Genomic DNA, 17603 nt, shown 5'->3' with positions numbered 1-17603 from the left:
GATGCTGTTGCATCGCGCCACTCGCACCTCAGGATGACGGGGTGATGCCCCGGAATGACGGGAAAAGCTTGCCCCCCGCCCGGTTCCACGCTTCCATATCCCCATGTTCAGGACCTTTCGGGGTGGCCAGAGCGGGGGCTGGCGCGTGACCTCGATATCGCCTGTGACGGGCGAGCCCCTGCCCTTCATGCCGGCGCTGTCGGTGACCGACGGCGACGCCGTCGCGCTGCCGCTGGTGCCCTCGCGCAATGCCTGGCGCCTGGTCGGCGTTCCCAGCAATTTGCGCTACACCGAGCGCCCCGAGAAGCAGCAGCTCGAGAGCGTGCAGGCGGGTCTCGGCCGGCTGGAGGCAACCAGCGCGGCGCTGATCCCTATCCGCAAATCGCAGGCCTGGTGGGACCTGACACAGGAAGAGCGGCGCAAGATCTTTGAAGACAAGTCGCATCACATCGCGAGCAGCATGCGTTTCCTGCCCGCCATCGCGCGCCAGCTCTATCACAGCCGCGACCTCGGCGAGCCCTTCGATTTCCTGACCTGGTTCGAGTTCGCCCCCGCGCACACCTCGCTGTTCGACGAGCTGGTCGGGATGCTCAGGCGCACGGAAGAATGGACCTATGTCGAGCGCGAGGTCGATGTGCGCGTGGTGAAGGAAGTGCTGTCGGCTTAGTGGTCGAGAAAGCGGCCGGAGGCGATGTGCGGCAGGCCCGTCACCGGCCAGTTGTAGATATAAGTCCAGGCCGGCGCCGGCACGCCATCCGCGCCTGATACGTCGACGAGCTGTCGCAGATATTCCGTCGGCTCCGGAAAGCCCTCGCCGCAGGCCTCGTACATGTCGAGCTCGCGCAGCAGCTCGTCGCCGGCGCGCAAGGAGAAGAGTTCGCCGTGCACGACGTCCGATGAGGCCTCGGACAGCAGCAATCCCGGATAATGCTTCACCAGCACGAGCCGGCCGCGGCAGCTCGCCTCACCCAGGAAATCCGCATGCTGCGCGAGCAGCCGCGCCATCGGATGGTCGAAGCCGCGCATCAGGGTGCCGTAGACGAAGAGACGATCGGAGGTCATGGGGCTCTATAGCTGGCAATTGGTTCGCGCAACAGAGCCGCACATACGCTGTCGTCCCGGCGAAGGCCGGGATCCATAACCACAGGGAGCGGTTGTCGGACGAGCTGGTAACTCCGAGTCTTCGCAAAACTATTGCTGCGGCGTATGGGTCCCGGCTTTCGCCGGGACGACGGCGAGAGACTTTACAAAACCTCCGCTTCCAGCTCCCCGCTGCGCTGCTCGGCCGCAACCACCCTGACGCTCACATTCATCACGTCGAACGCGTCCTGGGCGCCGATATAGATGCCGTGCAGCGGGATCGCCTGGCGCGGGTCGCGCGCGACCGCGACGCGAATGAGATCGCGGGTGCCGACGATGCCGTTGGTCGGATCGAACTCGATCCAGCCCGCGCTCGGCAAGTACACCTGCACCCATGCATGGGTCGAGCCGCCGCCGACATGGTGCCGCGCGATGTCATCGGGCACGAAGATGTAGCCCGAGACGAAGCGCGCGGCGATGCCGAGCCGGCGCAGCGCCTCGATCATGAACAGCGCATAGTCGCGGCAGGTGCCGGTGCCCCACCGCAACGTATCCCCAGGGCTCTGCGTGCCCGGCTCGTGACGCCTGCGGTATCTGAACTGCTTGCGGATCGCGTGCGTGATGCGGCTCAGGATTGCGAACGTCGGCAGCGGCGCGTCTTCGTCGACAAATTCGCGGACCCATGCCGCGACCTTGCCCTCGGGATCAGGATATTGCGGCGTGATGTACTGCACGAGGTCGGGCAATTCCGCGTCGTCATAGACGAAGGGATAGAAGTAGGCGGCATCGTCAGGCGTCAGCGCGAAGTCGTCGACCGGATTGTGCTCGACGGTGACGCGCCAGTCGAACACGAGCCTGTCGGCACGCGCGTCGAAATCGGCGATCGCGACCGAATTGCCTGATACGTCGTGGATCCAGCGCAGCGACATCGGCTCGGGCGAGATCTTCAGCTCGCTCGCGAGGACACGCAGATCATGGCCGTCGCTGGGACGCAGCATGAATCTGTGTTCGCCAAAGGCCACGGGCCTGATGTAGCAATATTCGGTCTTGTGGTGAATCGTCAGCAGCGGCATCGTACGATCGTCATAGTGATGTTGGGCAGACCCATTGTTTTCGATTCTTTGCCCAATTTCCGGGAGCGACTGCTTTTTCCATAGGCAAACACGATGGCTTTCAACACAGCCGAGGCGACGGATCAACTCCTTGGCGATCACGATATTCCGCCAGTGCATGAGGTGAATGTCGAGGGAGCATCACCCTTTCTGCTCACATCGGACCATTACGGCCGGATTCTGCCGCGTGCGCTCGGCGATCTCGGTGTATCGGAAGACGAGCTTGTCAGGCACATCGCCTGGGACATCGGCATTGCCGGCGTCGCGGAGCGGCTCGCAAACATGCTTAACGCGCATCTGATCGCGCAGCGCTATTCGCGGCTCGTGATCGACTGCAACCGCTCGCCCGGCGTGGCGAGCTCGATCCCCGTGATATCAGAGGCGACCGCGATTCCGCGCAACGAAGGTATCTCGGACAGCGAGCGCGCCGCCCGGCGGCGCGAGATCTTCGAGCCCTATCATCAGCGCATCGATGCGGTGATCGATCGCCGTGCCCACGACAAGCGGCCGACGGTGCTGGTGTCGCTGCACAGCTTCACGCCCGTCTATGCCGGCGTCGCACGCCCCTGGCACATCGGTGCGCTCTACAATCGCGACAAGGTATTGCCGCAGCTGCTGCTGAAACATCTGCGCGCCGAGGGCGATCTCGTCGTGGGCGACAACGAGCCCTATGCCGTGAGCGATCTCAGCGACTACACCATTCCTGTGCATGGCGAGGCGCGAGGTCTCGTCAACACCGGCATCGAGATCCGCCAGGACCTGATCGCCGATCAATCCGGCCAGCAGCAATGGGCGGAGCGGCTGGCGCGGATTTTTCGAGAGATCGAGACGGAGTTGAGACCGGCGCTCCTGCCCGGCTAGCCGCCGCGCATCGCCACGAACAGCGCGAGTGCGGCGAAGATCGCGGCGATGCCCCACAGCACAAAGGCGATACGGCCCCCGCCGCGGGCATCGAGCGTGGCCTCGGCAGGATTGTCAGGGTTGACGTGGACCTCGACGGACGCGCCGTCCTGATAGCGCGACATCAGCTTCTCCAGCATCTTGTTGGAGGCTGATGGCGTGCCGGCCGCAACCCGCGCGCATTCATTGGTGTAGCGGACGTTCTGGTAGCTGTAGGTATAGGTCACGCGCTTGCCGAACATCTCGGCGCCGCGCGCCTCGCCCGGCTCGCTCGCCTCGTGATATTCCTCCATTTCAGACAGTTTGATGGTGCCTGAGACGACCGGCCAGCGCGTCGCCATCGAGGCCTGCCGCCGCGCCGCCCACCCCATCAGCGCAATGACCAGGCCGAACGCGCCGAAGGCGACGACGAGCCCCGCCAGATCAGGCCGGCCGATGTGATGCGCGAGCCAGAAATAGCTCTGGTTGAGACCGAATGCCGAGCCGAAGATGATCGCGACCACGATCGCCGAGCCGATGCCGAGGCAACCCCACAAGCCCTTCGGCAGGTCGCGTTCCAGCACGGCCTGATCGGGATGGCGCGGATTGTAATAGACGGTGACGATGCTGCCGGCCGGGTATTTCGCGAGCTTCTCGGCCACCTGGAAATTGCCGAGGTCCTCGCCGATCGAGATGCGGTTGCAGCGCAGCTTGCGGCCGCCGACAGAATACTCGTAGGTGACGTTCGCAAAATTGCGGCTTTCCGTACGAAAACCGTCCTCGCGCTCATCGTCGGGGACCCTGGTCTCGCGCAGCTCGGCAACCGAGGTGACGACCTTGCCTGATACAAGTGGCCAGCTCCGCGCCTCGCGGGCCTGCCAGGTCTTCACGATGGCCGCGATCAGGACCAGCGCCAGCGGCGCAAGCAGCATCGCGTAAACCAGCGGGGGCAAATTCGGCACGGCAAAAATCCTTCGTCAGCGGCAATGCTCCCTTGGACGCATTGCCGCCGGCAAAGGTTCAACCGGTGTGAACGCTCGCTTTGGTGCTCACTTGGCCCGGATCAGTGCCAGCCAGATGCCGCCGCCGATCATGAAGCCGCCCGACACGCGCGACACCAGGCGGGTGCGGCGCGCCGAGAAAAAGCCGCGGACCCGACCGGCAAGCAGCGCGTAGATTCCATCGGTCAAGCCGGCCAGCACCATGAAGGTCACTCCGAGCACCAGGACCTGCGACAAATGATCCTTGCTCATGTCCATGAACTGCGGAATGAACGCGCCGAAGAACACCAGCAGTTTCGGGTTCGACAACGCCACGACAAAGCCCTGCAAGAGAAAGCCACCGCGCGGGGGCGGCGGCGGCGCATCGGCGGAGACGCCTTCAACCGGCGAGCGGATCAGCTTGATGCCGAGCCAGACCAGATAGGCCGCGCCCGCAAAGCGCACCCAGTTGAACCAATAGCCCATCGTCGCCATCAGCGTGGTGAGGCCGACCGCAAGGATGCCAATCACGATCAGCAGACCCATCTGCACGCCGAGAATGTTGGTCAGTGCCGAGCGTGTGCCGTAGCGCAGGCCATTGGCGATGACGAGAGTGACGATCGGCCCCGGCAGCAGCGCGAGCGCAATGCAGGCAGCGACGAAGGCGAGATAGGCTTGCATGGACATCATGGGGAGGACTCGGAGCTGAGGGTGTTTGCAGGTATTAATGCACGGCACTCAGTTTCCGTCCAGCGCCGCCGTCACCCAGGTTTTCATCTCCCGCGTCTCCAGGAACACGAGCGCCGCATGCTGCATCGCGCCAGCGTCGCCGCGCCCCTGCACCGCCGCGACGAAGAGATCGCAGCGCCGTGAGAGCGCAACGCCGACCGCAGCGCGGCTCGCACCATCATGGGCGAGATCATAGCGCCGCGCACGGCCGTGCATCTCACCGACACGCACCACCTCGCCCGGCGCGGTCGCGCTAAAGCGCGGGGTGATCAGATCGATATCGGCGACGCGATCGACCTCGTCGTCATCGGCAACGCCGCGCTCGCAATTGCAGAAGCCACGCTTGGCGCGGACGTAGAGCTCGGCGCCGTCGCAGCCCCCGCCCTCGCAACGGAATGCACGGCCCGCGGGCCAGCCGTCGCGCGGGAATGGCCAGGCCGTCTCGCGCCAATGCGCGGATAGCGGCACGGACGACGGGGCGAGCTGATAGGCCCCGACGCCGGACGCGCCGAGCGCGATCACCGCCACCACTAATGTCGCCGCGCGCCGCATCGTCAGGGCTTTGGCAGGCCGGCGACGGCGCGCGCCGCTCCGGTCAATTCGAGGATGTGCAGGCCGGTGTTGGCGCGATCGACGATGTAGATGTAGCCGCGATCGTCGGTCTCGACATTGTTGGTCTGGATCGCGACCTTGCAGCGCTCGCCACCCTCCACGGGAATGCAGCGCTTGTCGGTCGCCTGCGTGATCGCCGGGATGAAATAGCCGACCTCTTTGGGATGATAGGGGTCGCGGATGTCGAGCGCGCGCACACCGGCATTGAAGAAGGCGATGAAGGCCATCTTCTTGTAATAGACCGGCGCCATGCTCTCATTCGAGGAGTGCGAGCCGAAGCGGCCGCCGCGCTGGCAGAAATGTCCGCTCGCCTCCGGCACGGTGTAGCTCGAGATCATCATCGGCCGCGTCTCGGTGGTCACGTCGGCGAACCACACCATCTGCCTGGCCTCGCCGCATTCGTTGAGGATCGCTTCATCCACGATCATGACGATATCGCGGGTCTTGCCGTCCTTGTCCTCGGCGAATTCAGCGACGGGCATGTCGAGCATGGGGAACGTCGTGTGCGCGCCGTTGAAGGCGGACATCGGCAGCCGCGATATCTCGGGAAAACGCAGATTGTCCGCCGTCGGCTCCTTCGGCCCCGTCAGGAGCTTTTCGCGATCGACGATCTGCAGGATGCCGCCCTTGTTGGTGCCATAGCCGAAATAGACGCGGTTGCCATTGGGCCCTGTCGAGATCGGTCCGTGCAACTCGGTCGGCACCGCGCCGGTCGACCCGGGCTCCTGGCCGGGCAGGCCGAAATCGCGGATCTTTTGCGGATGCGCGGGATCGGAGAGATCGTAAATCTGCGTCATGCGCCGCGTGCGCCAGTCCGGCGCGCCGGAGACGAGATAGGCGATGCCGGTGTCGCATTCCCACCAGCTCTTGTGCGTGTCCTTCAAGCCACCAAGGCGCGTGATCAACACGGGGTTGACGGGATCGGCGACGTTCCAGATCTCATGTGCCTCGCTGCCGAAGGTGCGCAACATGTAGACCGCATTGGGATCGGCCTTCGGCAAGGTCTTGCCATCGCACACGCGCACCATCTGCGCGCCGCCGGATTCGTACTTGCCCTCCTGTCCAGGCAGGTGCCGCAAATATTTCGGATGCGCGGGATCGGTCACGTCGATGATGGACGTTCCGTTCGGCTCCGCCTTGCCGGTCATCGGATTGACGGGATCAGGCACGTCATCGGTGCCGCCATGATGACCGATGTAGGCGATCCAGCGGTCGCCCTGATGATGGATGGTCGGCTGATAGGCGCTACGCCCCTGGAGGTCATTAGTGCCGACCAGCTTCATGTTCGACGCCTCGGGCGGCGCGCCGATGGTCTGCTTCTGGGCGTGAACAGAAGTGCCGCCGGCAAAAAGGACGAAGGCGGCAGCAGTCAAAACGCAACGGAACATCGAAGTCCTCCCCGGAACCAATCTGCGTTGGCTGAGCGTCAACGCTAGCACAAGCGCCGGCGTCCGACCAAAACACGATTTTGCAGCCCGTCATTCCGGAAACCGCGCAGCGGTTATCCGGAATCTCGAGATTCTCAGGCGCGCAATTGCGCGCCGTAGTTCGCGCTTCGCGCGCCCCGGAATGACGTCACGCTTGACATGCAACCATTTAGTTGCCTATTATCGCCGCCATGGATGAAGTCTTCAAAGCGCTCGCCGATAACTCGCGACGGTCGCTGCTGGACCGGCTTCACGCCAGGAACGGCCAGACATTGAACGAGCTTTGCGAGGGCCTCGCGATGACGCGCCAGGCCGTGACAAAACACCTGGTCATCCTGGAAGAGGCCAACCTGGTCACGACCATCAAGCGTGGCCGGGAGAAGCTGCACTATCTCAACCCGGTGCCGATCCATCAGATCGGCGAGCGCTGGATCAAAAAATTCGAGCGCGGCAAGCTCGCCGCGCTCGGCGAGTTGAAACGCCAGCTGGAGAAGCGTGATGAGTAAACCGCAATTCGTCTATGTCACCTACATCGAGACCACGCCCGAGAAGCTGTGGCAGGCGCTGACGTCGAGCGAGTTCACCAGGCAATACTGGTTCGGCGCCGAGGTCCGCTCCGACTGGAAGGTCGGCTCGCCGTTCGCGTTGACGCTCGATGGCGAGGTCACCGATGCAGGCGAAATCCTCGAAGCGGATCCGCCGCGGCGGCTGTCCTACAGCTTCAAGCATCTGAAATACGAGGAACTGCGCGGCGAACCGATCTCGCGCGTCGTCTTCACCATCGAGCCGTTCGGCGCCCTCGTACGTTTGACCGTGCTGCATGACGGCTTCATCGAGGGCGGCAAATATCTCGGCGCCGTCTCGAACGGCTGGCCGGCGATCCTGTCGCAGCTCAAGAGCCTGCTGGAGACCGGCAAGCTGCTCGGCATCCCGCGCGCGGCCCTCAACAAGGGATTCGATGCGAAATGAACCTCGATCAGTTCAAGCCACTGACGGTCTACAGCATCTACATCGCCTCCACACCGCAGAAAGTCTGGGAGGCGCTGACCTCGGCCGAATTCAGCAAGCAATATTTCTTCGGCAACGCGGTCGAGGTCGAGCCACGGCTCGGCGGCGCTTTCATCGTGCGGACACCCGACGGCGCCCTGCATATCAGCGGCGAGGTGCTTGCCTACGATCCGCCGCGCAAGCTTGCGGTGACGTTCAACGTCGACTGGCCCGAGCTGATCGAAAAGCTGGGGCCGACCCTCGTGACCTACGACATCGAGCAGGTCGGCGATGCGGTCAGACTCACCATGAGCGAAGGCCATGACCGCGACCTCAGCGACGACATCCTCTCCGGCGGCCGATCAGGCTGGCCCGCGATCCTCTCCAGCCTGAAGAGCCTGCTCGAGACAGGCAAGCCACTCGTCGTCAAGCTCGGCCCGCCACAACGGATGCTGGATGCGCTGAAGGCGATGGGGATCAAGACGCCGTAGGTTGACGCGAGCTCGGTATCGTAGGGTGGGCAAAGGCGCGTTTGCGCCGTGCCCACCACCTCTTTCGGTCGCGAAAAGTGCGTGGGCACGCTTCGCTTTGCCCACCCTACGGCACTATCGTCGTCCCGGCGAAGGCCGGGACCCATACGCCGCGGCAGCAATTTGGCGCGAGTTGATCATAACCTGCCTTCGTCACTCTTCATTCGGTGGCTATGGGTCCCGGCCTTCGCCGGGACGACGCTGGGGCTACGGCACCGGCACCACCAGCCGTCGATAGAGATGCCAGGTCGCATGCCCGAGCACCGGCAGCGTCACCACGAGGCCAAGGAAATACGGCAGCGCCGACACGATCAGCAGCATCACGATGACAGCGGCCCAGCCGATCATCGGCAGCGGGCTCGTCACCACCGCGCGCACGCTCGTCACCATCGCCGTGACGAAATCGACCTCGCGATCGAGCAGCAGCGGAAACGACACCACGGTCAGTGAAAACAGAATCAACGACAATGCCGCGCCAACCGCATTGCCGATCGCAAGGAACAGCAAGCCCTCATTGGTCGTCAGCACCACCGTCATGAATTCCTGCAGGCTCGAGAACGAGGCGTTCAGGCCGAGCAACAATGCGATCAACAGCCGCACCTGGTACATCCAGATCACGAACACGAACAGCGTGACGAAGGCCATCCAGCCGATTTCGCTGCGCGAGCGGATCGCCGACCAGATCGCGCCGAACGAAACGGTCTCGCCGCGTTCGCGGCGGCGGCTCACCTCGTAGAGACCGATCGCGACGAAAGGCCCGATCAACGCAAAACCTGCCGCCAGCGGATAAATGAGATAGACCATGCCGAAGGCGGTGAGGCAGAGCATGATGGTGATGCCGCCGGCGGCGTAGAGCGCGCCGAAGCAGAGCCCGTAAATCGGCAGCGCCTGGAAATCGCGCAGGCCTTCGACCAGCGACTCGGCGATGCCGGTCGCCGCGACAGGGCGCACCACCGGATCGACCTTGCCCGAGATGGACATCAACTCCCTCCGCGCATCGGCGCGATCTTTTGTCGCGCGCAGATCGCGATATTAGCGCCGCTGCGCGCGGGCGCAATGTCATGGTGGACGATGGGAGCTTGCCGGCGGCACCGCAGTGCACCTGTGGCAAAATCGTTGGTCTTCGGTACGATATTTCGTACCGATGCCTATGGACTGACCAGACGAACTTACCGCAAAATTGTACCTCCAAACGCATATGCGCCTACAGCGGATCGGCGGATCGATGAGCCTGCGTACCCGGTTACTGATCCTCGTCATCGCGGCCATGCTGGTGCCGGCGAGTCTCGTCGGCTTGCGCTTCGTGCAGAACCGCACCAGCGAGATCAACGCGGCCCTCGCCAATCTCGTTGCTTCGGCCGACGACATTGCGAGTGATCTCGACGAGAAGATCCAGGGCACCGCCCAGCTCGACTATGGCCTTGCCCGCGCCCGCGATCTCGATACAAGTGACAAGGCGGCGTGTTCCGCGTTTCTGTCCGATGTGCGCGAGGAGTATCCGCAGTTCACGGGAATCTTGACGATAGATCCCAACGGCAGCCTGTTCTGCGACTCGCTCCGAACCAACCGCTCGCTCGATCTGAATGATCGTGCCTATTTCAAGCAGGCAAAGGTCTCGCAAGGGGCCGTCGCGGTGGAGCCGGTGTTCGGCCGACTGACCGGACAATCGGTCCTCCAGATTGCCTATCCGGCGCGCTCCGACGCCGGCGCGTTGAAATTCGTCCTGCTCGCCTCGTTCAACCTGAACAAGTTCGCGGAGTTTCACGACAGGCGCTTGCTCGCTGAAAAGGACATCCTGTTCGTCGACAGCAAGGGTACGGTGCTGGTCGCTCCCAGGGGCGGCGGCTGGAGCGATTCCGTCGGCGCGTCGATCGCGGGCTCTGATCTGTTCCGCTTTGCGGCATCGCCCGATCGCGAACCATCTCGCGAGATCACCAATCGTGACGGCCGCGCGCAGGTCTGGGCCGTCGCCCATTCGCCGACGATCCGCAAGGCCGGCCTTTATATCATGGTCGGACGCTCCAAAGACGGACTGGTCGCGGCCGCCAACCGCCGGCTCTACGAGGATCTGGCGATCCTTGCCGTGGCCTCGCTGCTGCTGCTGGCCGGTGTCTGGATCCTCGCGACCGTCAGCGTCGGGCGCCAGGTCGGCCGGCTCGCCGCGATGGCGAAGCGACTGGGGCTCGGCGAGCTCAGCGCACGCATTCCGCTGCCGCATCCGCGCGGAGAGCTCGGCGGACTGATGATGCTGCTCAACGGCACCGCCGAGTCGCTCGAGCAGCAGCGCGACGCCATCGCCGACCTCAGCCACAAGCTCAGCCAGTCCCAGAAGATGGAGGCGATGGGCCAGCTCACTGGCGGCGTGGCGCATGATTTCAACAATCTCTTGACCGTCATCCTCGGCAACTCCGAGCATCTCGCCGACAGGCTGGCGGACAATAAGGAATTGCACCGTATCGCGAGCGATATCGCGACCGCGGCCGAGCGCGGTTCCGACCTGACGCGGAGCCTGCTCGCCTTCGCGCGCAAGCAACCCTTGAGGCCACGCGAGATCGACATCGCCGAGAAGGTCGTCGGCATGGAGCAGTTGCTGCGCCGGTCGCTCGGCGAACACATCGAATGCAGCTTCGCTTTCGGAGCCGATTTGTGGTCGGCCAGCGTCGATCCGGGCCAGCTCGCAACCGCCCTGCTCAACCTCGTGCTCAACGCGCGCGACGCGATGCCTGACGGCGGCAGACTGACGGTCGAGGTGCGCAATATTTCGCTCGGTCACTCCGATCTCGACGTCAACGGCGACCCGCGGCCTGGCGACTACGTCATGGTGGCCGTGACCGACACCGGCTGCGGCATGGCAGATGACGTCGCGAGCCGCGCGTTCGAGCCGTTCTTCACCACCAAGGAGGTCGGCAAGGGCACAGGTCTCGGCCTGAGCATGGTCTACGGGTTTGCGCAACAGTCCGGCGGACTCGTGCAGCTGCAGTCCGAGCCGGGGCAAGGCAGCGTCGTCAGGCTGTTCTTCCCGCGCATCGCTACGGCGCCGAATCAGGAGCCGGTTCCGGCAGAACCGATCGTCCCAGCCAGGGCAAGCGAGACCATTCTCCTGGTCGAGGACGACGACATGGTGCGGGCCTATGTCGAGAGCGAGCTCAGGACGCTCGGCTACCGCGTGATCGCGAGGTCGAGCGGACCCGCGGCGCTGGAGGTTTTGCACCAGCCCGGGGACATCCATTTGCTGTTCACCGACGTCGTCATGCCCGGCGGGCTGTTCGGGCCGGAGCTTGCGCGGCAAGCGACCGCCTTGCGCCCTGGCCTCAAAGTGCTGTTCACGTCCGGCTACAGCCAGAATCCGGTCAAGGCGCCGGACGGGGTCGACGCCCGCATTCTGACAAAACCGTTCAAGCGGCAGGATCTCGCCGCAATGCTGCGGTCCGCGCTGGCGGCGCCACCGCGCTAGCGAGATACGAGCAGCAGCGCCATGCCGAGATTGGCTGCGAACAATGCCGCGTCGATCACGAAGATCCGGAGCATCGGGCCTTTCAGCACCGGCCAGTAGGCCACGCCAACGCGCCCACCGCGCATCAGCACGGGGATGTTGTAGACGAACTGGCTGAAGTGGCAGGCAGAAAAAAACAGGAACAGAGCAAGCTGCGCGTCGATCGGTTGGAAGAACGCCGGCCGTGCCACCAGAAGATAGAACGACAACAGCCCGATCGGCAGATTCATCCCGCCCAGGAACGCCACGCTGGCGGCCAGCGTCGGCGCGATCGGGTTGTTCCGCTCCTCGCGCGGCAGGAGGATCTTCAACGTGTTGGTTTGTGCGATGCTGAACTGGATGAAGGCGCCGCCGAACCAGAGCGCGTTGAGCAGCAGGACGAAATCCGAAAAGTGCATGATCATTTTCCGCAAAAAGGCTTCGCTGCGCACCCTGAGGCCCGCATCGTCGAAATGCCGCCGGGAAAGTGGCAAAGCCCGCCCTTCATGTCAATCATATTGACTTGAGAGCAGATCAGTTGTTGTCGGCGATCGCCTCCATGACGGCCATCCAGGCCGCCGCGCCTCGCGCGCCGACCCGATCGAACGCTTCGCGCATGACCTTGCGCTCGTGCTCCGATGCCGTTTGCTCGATCCGCTGCCCCGCAGCCGTCAGGCGCAACAACTTGGAGCGATGCTGCTCGGGCGAGCGCCGCGACGTGAGCAGCTTGCGCTCCAGCAGGAGGTTGAGCGGCCGATTGAGGGCCTGCTTGGAAATGCCGAGGACCTCGATCAACGCGCCGATGGCGATATCGGGCTGACGCGCCACCACGTAGAGGATGCGGTGATGCGAGCGCGACAGACCTTGGCTTGTGAGATAGTCGTCGGCTTCCAGCGTCATGCCACGCCAGCCGTAATACATCAGCTCCAGCGCGGCATCGAGGTCGTGCAGCTTGGCCAATGAGGCGCGGTGAAGCCCCGCGGCTTGAGACGTCTTTGCCATTGTCGGAAACTAACCTCTCGCCCGCAGCTCGCGCCGCAGCACCTTTCCCGTGGCCGTCATGGGCAGCGTTTCGGCGAACTCCACGTAACGCGGATATTCGTGGGCCGCGAGCTGCACCTTTACAAACTCCTGGATCTCGCGCGCGAGCGCATCGCCTGCCGCAAAGCCCGGGCGCAGCACGATCCAGGCCTTGATCGATTCGGTGCGGATCGGATCGGGAATGCCGACCACGGCGGCCATCGCCACCGATGGATGCTTCATCAACGTATGCTCGATCTCGGACGGTCCGACGCGGTAGCCTGCCGTGGTGATGACGTCGTCCTCGCGGCTGACGTACCAGAAATAGCCGTCCTCATCCTGCACGCCGAGATCGCCGGTCAGCAGGAACGCGCCGGCATATTTCTTCGCCGTCGCCTCGGGGTTGCGCCAGTATTCGAGCATGGTCACGGGGCACGGCTGGCGCACACCGATGATGCCGCGCTGGCCGCGCGGCAGCTCCTCGCCCTCGTCGTTGACGATGCGGACGTCGAACCCAGGCGTCGCCTTGCCCATCGATCCCGGCCGGATCGGAAACAAGTTCGAATTGCTGCCGATCACGAGATTGCATTCGGTCTGGCCGAACACCTCGTGTGCGTCGATGCCGAAGGTCTCGCGCACCCAGCCGAGCAATTCGCCCCCTAGCGATTCACCACCGGTAAAGATGCTGCGCAGCTTCACGCCGGAATGTTTGACGCCCGCCTGCCGCATCAGCTTCAGCGCGGTCGGCGGCAGGAAGACGTTGCGGACGTGGAGATCCGCCATCATCTGCATCGCCGCCTGCGGCTCGAATTTTCGCGCGCGATGTCCGACCAGCGGAATGCCGTGATACCAGAACGCGAACAGGCCGTTGACGAGCCCGCCGATCCAGGCCCAGTCCGCCGGCGTCCACATCAGATCACCGGGACGCGGCAGAAAATTGTGGCACATCTCGACATTGGGGAGATGGCCGAGCACGACGCGATGGGCGTGCAGCGCACCCTTGGGGTTGCCCGTGGTGCCTGAGGTGTAGATGATCAGCGCGGGATCGTCGGCCGAGGTGTCGACCCGTGTGAAATCAGGCGATGCGCTCTTCACCGCATCCCAGATCGATTTCGTGCCATCAGGCGCTCGCTCGCCGACGACATACACGTTCTTCAGGTCCGGCAGCCGATCGCGGATCTTGGCAAGCTTCTCCCAGCCGGTCTCGTCGGTGACAACAGCCTTGGCCTGCGAATTCGACAGTCGGAATTCCAGCGCGTCCTCGCCGAACAGGGCGAACAGGGGAATCGAAATCATGCCGGAACGGAACGCCGCCATGTGCGCGATCGGCAATTCCAGCGATTGCGACAGGAACACCGCGACGCGGTCGCCGCGCACAAGACCATCCGCCTTCAGCACATTGGCGAAGCGGCGCGACGCGTCCGCAACTTCGTCGAAGGAGGTGCGTGTGGTCGCGCCGTTCTCGTCGACGTAAACAAGCGCCAGCCGGCCGGTGCCGTCGGCATGGCGATCGCAGCACGCTTCCGCGATGTTGAAGCGCTCAGGGATGTCCCAGCGGAAGTTCCGATAGAGCTCGTCGTAGGTTTTGGCTTCAGTAAGCATGGCTCAGCGCACCGTCGCGAAGAACTTGCGGACATCGCGCACGAACAGCTCCGGCTGCTCGAAAGCCGCAAAGTGCCCGCCCTTCTCCATCTCGCTCCAATGCGTGATGTCCGGAAAGTTCGGCTCCATCCAGCGCCGTACCGGCGTGATGATCTCCTTGGGAAACACCGCCACGCCGGTCGGCACCGTCACGACAGGCGTCGTGCGGCGCTTGCCAAAGCTCTCCCAATAAAGCCGAGCCGATGACGTCGCCGTCTCGGTCGCCCAGTAGAGCATGACGTTGTCGAGCAGCTCGTCCTTGTCAAAGATATTCTCGGGATGACCGTTGCAATCGGTCCAGGCCCAGAATTTTTCCAGGATCCAGGCCGCTTGCCCGCTTGGCGAATCCGTCAGCCCATAGCCGAGCGTCTGAGGCCGCGTCGATTGCTGTTTTGAGTAGCCGGAGTCGAGATCGACATAATGCTTGAGGCCTGCGAGCGCGCGCTTCTCTTCCGGCGTCGGCTCGCCCTCGACCTTCGGCGCTGAATTGAAGGCGAGCGTGATGTGGATGCCGGCGCAATGTGTGGGGTCCTGCGCGCCGAGCGAGGTCGTCACCGCCGAGCCCCAGTCGCCGCCTTGCGCGCCGTAACTGATATAGCCGAGCCGGTCCATCAACTTGGCCCAGGTCGCGGCGATGCGGTCGACGCCCCAACCGGTGGTCTTGGGTTTTGCGGAGAAGCCAAAGCCCGGCAGCGAGGGGCAGATCACGTGAAACGCATCCGCGGGATTGCCGCCATGCGCGGCGGGATCGGTGAGCGGCGCAATCACCTTCTGGAATTCCACGATCGAGCCGGGCCAGCCGTGGGTGACGATCAGCGGCAGCGCGTTGGCTTCTTTCGAACGCGCGTGAATGAAGTGAATATCCAGCCCGTCGATCTCGGTGGTGAACTGCTCGAAGCGATTGAGCTTGGCCTCACGCGCACGCCAGTCATAGCCGCTGGCCCAGTAAGCGCATATCTCCTGGATCCATTTCAGCGGCGCGCCCTGGCTCCAGTCGTCGACAAGCTCCGCCTCCGGCCAACGCGTGCGGGCGAGGCGCGATTTGAGGTCGGCGAGGATCTCGTCGCTGATGGCGATGCGGAACGGCTTGATGGCTGTCATCGGCGGCCTCCCCTTGTTCTTTTTGTCATTCCGGGGCGCGCGCAGCGCGAGCCCGGAATCCATTTCGCAACGGAGTCGGCGGCCTGATGGATTCCGGGCCCGACGCTGACGGGTCGTCCCGGAATGACGAGCTAGCCCGACAGCGCGGCCTTCACGAGACCCGAGGCCTTACCGAAATCCATCTGGCCCGCGTATTTCGCCCGCAGCACCGCGATGACCTTGCCCATGTCCTTCATGCCGGCAGCGCCGGTCTCGGCGATGGCGCCCGCGATCGCCTTCTTCACTTCATCGTCGGACATCTGCTTCGGAAGATACGCGGAGATCACCGCGATCTCTTCCCGCTCCTGCGCGGCGAGCTCGGCGCGTCCACCCTTGTCGTAAAGCTCCACCGACTCCTGCCGCTGCTTGATCATCTTTTGGAAGACGCCGAGCAGGTCGGCGTCCGAGAGCGGCGGCTTGCCCTGGCCGCGGGCATCGATATCGGCGTTCTTGATGGTGGAATTGACCATGCGCAGCGTGGAGAGCTTGCGCTCGTCCTTGGCCTTCATGGCCTCCTTGACCGCATTGTTGATGTCGTCGCGCAGCATGATCGTCATCCTCTCAATCTGTAGCCCTGATCTAAGCCGTTCGCTGGAAAGAGGCCATAGCGGACCTGTCACCGGGGGTTCATTGTTTCCCGCCTGACGGCCAAAACGGCGCAAAATTTCAGGACGCACCCTAAGTCCCTGAAGAGACCTGTCAAATATGCAAAAACGCATGTGAATCCGGCGTTTCCTGCTTTGACGGGCGCCCGTGGGGGGCTTAAGAAGCGGGCTCATGACACAACATGAAAACGATCCCGCCTGGCCGGACCATAAACCGACCGCGCTCCTCGTGCTCGCCGATGGCACGGTGCTCGAAGGCTTTGGTCTCGGCGCCGAAGGCCACGCCGTTGGCGAAGTCTGCTTCAACACCGCGATGACCGGCTATGAGGAGATCCTCACCGATCCCTCCTATGCCGGCCAGCTCATCACCTTCACCTTCCCGCATATCGGCAATGTCGGTACCAACGAGGAAGACATCGAGACGGTGAACATGGCCGCGACGCCGGGCGCGCGCGGCGTCATCCTGCGCACCGCCATCACCGATCCCTCGAACTACCGCGCCACCAAGCATCTCGATGCCTGGCTGAAAGCCCGCGGCATCATCGGCCTCTCCGGCATCGACACCCGCGCGCTGACCGCGCTGATCCGTTCGAAGGGCATGCCCAACGCCGTGATCGCGCACGCCAGGAACGGCGAGTTCGACCTGCATGGGTTGAAGGAAGAAGCGCGCGAATGGCCGGGCCTCGAAGGCATGGACCTCGTGCCGATGGTCACATCAGGCCAGCGCTTCACCTGGGACGAGACGCCCTGGCTGTGGGACAAGGGCTTTGGCAAGCAGGACAAGCCTGAATTCAACGTCGTCGCGATCGACTACGGCATCAAGCGCAACATCCTGCGCCTGCTCGCCGGCGTCGGCTGCAAGGTGACGGTGGTGCCGGCAACGACGTCATCTGAAGACATTCTGGCGATGAAGCCGGACGGCGTGTTCCTGTCGAACGGCCCGGGCGATCCGGCCGCAACAGGCAAATACGCCGTGCCCGTGATCCGGGACGTCATCAAGTCGGGCACACCGACCTTCGGCATTTGCCTCGGTCACCAGATGCTCGGCCTCGCCGTCGGCGCCAAGACGAAGAAGATGCATCAGGGCCATCACGGCGCCAATCATCCGGTCAAGGACGAGACCACCGGCAAGGTCGAGATCACCTCGATGAACCACGGTTTTGCCGTGGACGAAAAGACGCTGCCTGATGGCGCCACGCAGACTCACATCTCGCTGTTCGACGGCTCCAATTGCGGCATCCAGCTCGACGGCAAGCCGGTGTTCTCGGTGCAGTATCACCCCGAGGCCTCACCGGGTCCGCGCGACTCGCACTATCTGTTCCAGCGCTTTGCCGATCTGATGCGGCAGAAGAAGAGCGCGTAAGCCGCTATCGCGTGCATTCAGAAAAA

Annotated in this window: 19 protein-coding genes; 7 read left to right on the top strand and 12 right to left on the bottom strand. The window is 63.8% G+C overall.

The features are described from left to right. The first annotated feature begins 103 nt into the window (after positions 1 to 103). A complete protein-coding gene (locus Q0687_RS04660; protein WP_298872881.1) occupies positions 104 to 667 on the top strand; it encodes a chlorite dismutase family protein in 564 nt (187 codons plus the stop codon). On the opposite strand, the gene Q0687_RS04655 is transcribed toward Q0687_RS04660, so the two are convergent. Together Q0687_RS04655 and Q0687_RS04650 are read right to left on the bottom strand one after the other, a co-directional pair. Further along, positions 664 to 1062: a gamma-glutamylcyclotransferase family protein gene (locus Q0687_RS04655; RefSeq protein ID WP_298872877.1), complete on the bottom strand. Its 399-nt coding sequence runs from the start codon at positions 1060 to 1062 to the stop codon at positions 664 to 666. The two genes, Q0687_RS04660 and Q0687_RS04655, sit on opposite strands and share 4 nt — an antisense overlap. 182 nt (positions 1063 to 1244) lie before the next feature. Further along, positions 1245 to 2153 carry a transglutaminase family protein gene (locus Q0687_RS04650; protein ID WP_298872875.1) on the bottom strand — a complete coding sequence of 303 codons (909 nt, stop codon included), beginning with the start codon at positions 2151 to 2153 and terminating at the stop codon, positions 1245 to 1247. A 93-nt stretch (positions 2154 to 2246) separates the two neighbouring features. Between Q0687_RS04650 and Q0687_RS04645 the strand changes: the two genes are divergently transcribed. Beyond that, on the top strand, positions 2247 to 3053 hold the full coding sequence (locus Q0687_RS04645; RefSeq protein ID WP_298872872.1) for an N-formylglutamate amidohydrolase: 807 nt from the start codon (positions 2247 to 2249) through the stop codon (positions 3051 to 3053). Here the strand turns inward: Q0687_RS04645 and Q0687_RS04640 are convergent. The 4 genes from Q0687_RS04640 to Q0687_RS04625 form a co-directional block, all read right to left on the bottom strand. Beyond that, entirely contained in the window at positions 3050 to 4033 is a 984-nt protein-coding gene (locus Q0687_RS04640; RefSeq protein ID WP_298872869.1) for a DUF3592 domain-containing protein, read from the bottom strand. The two genes, Q0687_RS04645 and Q0687_RS04640, sit on opposite strands and share 4 nt — an antisense overlap. A gap of 87 nt (positions 4034 to 4120) precedes the next feature. Continuing rightward, on the bottom strand, positions 4121 to 4738 hold the full coding sequence (locus Q0687_RS04635) for a LysE family translocator (protein WP_298872890.1): 618 nt from the start codon (positions 4736 to 4738) through the stop codon (positions 4121 to 4123). A gap of 51 nt (positions 4739 to 4789) precedes the next feature. After that, positions 4790 to 5311, bottom strand: coding sequence for a hypothetical protein (locus Q0687_RS04630; protein ID WP_363323928.1), 522 nt, complete (start codon positions 5309 to 5311; stop codon positions 4790 to 4792). A 23-nt stretch (positions 5312 to 5334) separates the two neighbouring features. After that, positions 5335 to 6780: a hypothetical protein gene (locus Q0687_RS04625; RefSeq protein WP_298872863.1), complete on the bottom strand. Its 1446-nt coding sequence runs from the start codon at positions 6778 to 6780 to the stop codon at positions 5335 to 5337. Positions 6781 to 7010: 230 nt separating this feature from the next. Between Q0687_RS04625 and Q0687_RS04620 the strand changes: the two genes are divergently transcribed. Genes Q0687_RS04620 through Q0687_RS04610 form a run of 3 tightly spaced genes read left to right on the top strand, consistent with a single transcriptional unit; the run spans position 7011 to position 8297 of the window. Then, positions 7011 to 7325 (top strand): metalloregulator ArsR/SmtB family transcription factor, encoded by a 315-nt coding sequence (locus tag Q0687_RS04620; protein WP_298872860.1) that lies wholly within the window; start codon positions 7011 to 7013, stop codon positions 7323 to 7325. Next, entirely contained in the window at positions 7318 to 7788 is a 471-nt protein-coding gene (locus Q0687_RS04615; RefSeq protein ID WP_298872857.1) for an SRPBCC family protein, read from the top strand. The genes Q0687_RS04620 and Q0687_RS04615 overlap by 8 nt, the downstream gene beginning before the upstream one ends. Further along, on the top strand, positions 7785 to 8297 hold the full coding sequence (locus Q0687_RS04610; RefSeq protein ID WP_298872854.1) for an SRPBCC family protein: 513 nt from the start codon (positions 7785 to 7787) through the stop codon (positions 8295 to 8297). The genes Q0687_RS04615 and Q0687_RS04610 overlap by 4 nt, the downstream gene beginning before the upstream one ends. Positions 8298 to 8543: 246 nt before the next feature. On the opposite strand, the gene Q0687_RS04605 is transcribed toward Q0687_RS04610, so the two are convergent. Continuing rightward, on the bottom strand, positions 8544 to 9317 hold the full coding sequence (locus tag Q0687_RS04605) for a DUF2189 domain-containing protein (protein WP_298872850.1): 774 nt from the start codon (positions 9315 to 9317) through the stop codon (positions 8544 to 8546). A gap of 244 nt (positions 9318 to 9561) precedes the next feature. Between Q0687_RS04605 and Q0687_RS04600 the strand changes: the two genes are divergently transcribed. Next, positions 9562 to 11790, top strand: coding sequence for an ATP-binding protein (locus Q0687_RS04600; RefSeq protein ID WP_298872847.1), 2229 nt, complete (start codon positions 9562 to 9564; stop codon positions 11788 to 11790). On the opposite strand, the gene Q0687_RS04595 is transcribed toward Q0687_RS04600, so the two are convergent. The 5 genes from Q0687_RS04595 to Q0687_RS04575 form a co-directional block, all read right to left on the bottom strand. Further along, positions 11787 to 12227: a hypothetical protein gene (locus Q0687_RS04595; protein ID WP_298872844.1), complete on the bottom strand. Its 441-nt coding sequence runs from the start codon at positions 12225 to 12227 to the stop codon at positions 11787 to 11789. The two genes, Q0687_RS04600 and Q0687_RS04595, sit on opposite strands and share 4 nt — an antisense overlap. 115 nt (positions 12228 to 12342) lie before the next feature. After that, complete coding sequence (locus tag Q0687_RS04590; protein WP_298872841.1) at positions 12343 to 12810, bottom strand: MarR family transcriptional regulator; 468 nt, start codon at positions 12808 to 12810, stop codon at positions 12343 to 12345. Between the two features lie 9 nt (positions 12811 to 12819). Further along, positions 12820 to 14430, bottom strand: coding sequence for an acyl-CoA synthetase (locus Q0687_RS04585; protein WP_298872838.1), 1611 nt, complete (start codon positions 14428 to 14430; stop codon positions 12820 to 12822). A 3-nt stretch (positions 14431 to 14433) separates the two neighbouring features. Beyond that, positions 14434 to 15570: an epoxide hydrolase family protein gene (locus Q0687_RS04580; protein ID WP_298872836.1), complete on the bottom strand. Its 1137-nt coding sequence runs from the start codon at positions 15568 to 15570 to the stop codon at positions 14434 to 14436. A 131-nt stretch (positions 15571 to 15701) separates the two neighbouring features. Continuing rightward, complete coding sequence (locus Q0687_RS04575) at positions 15702 to 16157, bottom strand: GatB/YqeY domain-containing protein (protein WP_280708972.1); 456 nt, start codon at positions 16155 to 16157, stop codon at positions 15702 to 15704. A gap of 229 nt (positions 16158 to 16386) precedes the next feature. On the opposite strand from Q0687_RS04575, the gene carA reads away from it, so the two are divergent. Then, complete coding sequence (gene carA, locus Q0687_RS04570) at positions 16387 to 17577, top strand: glutamine-hydrolyzing carbamoyl-phosphate synthase small subunit (RefSeq protein WP_298872823.1); 1191 nt, start codon at positions 16387 to 16389, stop codon at positions 17575 to 17577. Positions 17578 to 17603: the final 26 nt, after the last annotated feature.

It is taken from the genome of uncultured Bradyrhizobium sp., assembly GCF_936928535.1.
In the GTDB taxonomy this organism is placed as follows: domain Bacteria; phylum Pseudomonadota; class Alphaproteobacteria; order Rhizobiales; family Xanthobacteraceae; genus Bradyrhizobium.
This window is presented reverse-complemented; position numbering and strand designations above follow the sequence as displayed.

Excerpts from the sequence above, each read along its gene's own strand:
- Q0687_RS04660 (WP_298872881.1), top strand. The coding sequence starts at position 104 with ATGTTCAGGACCTTTCGGGGTGGCCAGAGCGGGGGCTGGCGCGTGACC.
- Q0687_RS04655 (WP_298872877.1), bottom strand. The coding sequence starts at position 1,062 with ATGACCTCCGATCGTCTCTTCGTCTACGGCACCCTGATGCGCGGCTTC.
- Q0687_RS04650 (WP_298872875.1), bottom strand. The coding sequence starts at position 2,153 with ATGCCGCTGCTGACGATTCACCACAAGACCGAATATTGCTACATCAGG.
- Q0687_RS04645 (WP_298872872.1), top strand. The coding sequence starts at position 2,247 with ATGGCTTTCAACACAGCCGAGGCGACGGATCAACTCCTTGGCGATCAC.
- Q0687_RS04635 (WP_298872890.1), bottom strand. The coding sequence starts at position 4,738 with ATGTCCATGCAAGCCTATCTCGCCTTCGTCGCTGCCTGCATTGCGCTC.
- Q0687_RS04625 (WP_298872863.1), bottom strand. The coding sequence starts at position 6,780 with ATGTTCCGTTGCGTTTTGACTGCTGCCGCCTTCGTCCTTTTTGCCGGC.
- Q0687_RS04620 (WP_298872860.1), top strand. The coding sequence starts at position 7,011 with ATGGATGAAGTCTTCAAAGCGCTCGCCGATAACTCGCGACGGTCGCTG.
- Q0687_RS04615 (WP_298872857.1), top strand. The coding sequence starts at position 7,318 with ATGAGTAAACCGCAATTCGTCTATGTCACCTACATCGAGACCACGCCC.
- Q0687_RS04610 (WP_298872854.1), top strand. The coding sequence starts at position 7,785 with ATGAACCTCGATCAGTTCAAGCCACTGACGGTCTACAGCATCTACATC.
- Q0687_RS04605 (WP_298872850.1), bottom strand. The coding sequence starts at position 9,317 with ATGTCCATCTCGGGCAAGGTCGATCCGGTGGTGCGCCCTGTCGCGGCG.
- Q0687_RS04600 (WP_298872847.1), top strand. The coding sequence starts at position 9,562 with ATGAGCCTGCGTACCCGGTTACTGATCCTCGTCATCGCGGCCATGCTG.
- Q0687_RS04595 (WP_298872844.1), bottom strand. The coding sequence starts at position 12,227 with ATGCACTTTTCGGATTTCGTCCTGCTGCTCAACGCGCTCTGGTTCGGC.
- Q0687_RS04590 (WP_298872841.1), bottom strand. The coding sequence starts at position 12,810 with ATGGCAAAGACGTCTCAAGCCGCGGGGCTTCACCGCGCCTCATTGGCC.
- Q0687_RS04585 (WP_298872838.1), bottom strand. The coding sequence starts at position 14,430 with ATGCTTACTGAAGCCAAAACCTACGACGAGCTCTATCGGAACTTCCGC.
- Q0687_RS04580 (WP_298872836.1), bottom strand. The coding sequence starts at position 15,570 with ATGACAGCCATCAAGCCGTTCCGCATCGCCATCAGCGACGAGATCCTC.
- Q0687_RS04575 (WP_280708972.1), bottom strand. The coding sequence starts at position 16,157 with ATGCTGCGCGACGACATCAACAATGCGGTCAAGGAGGCCATGAAGGCC.
- carA (WP_298872823.1), top strand. The coding sequence starts at position 16,387 with ATGACACAACATGAAAACGATCCCGCCTGGCCGGACCATAAACCGACC.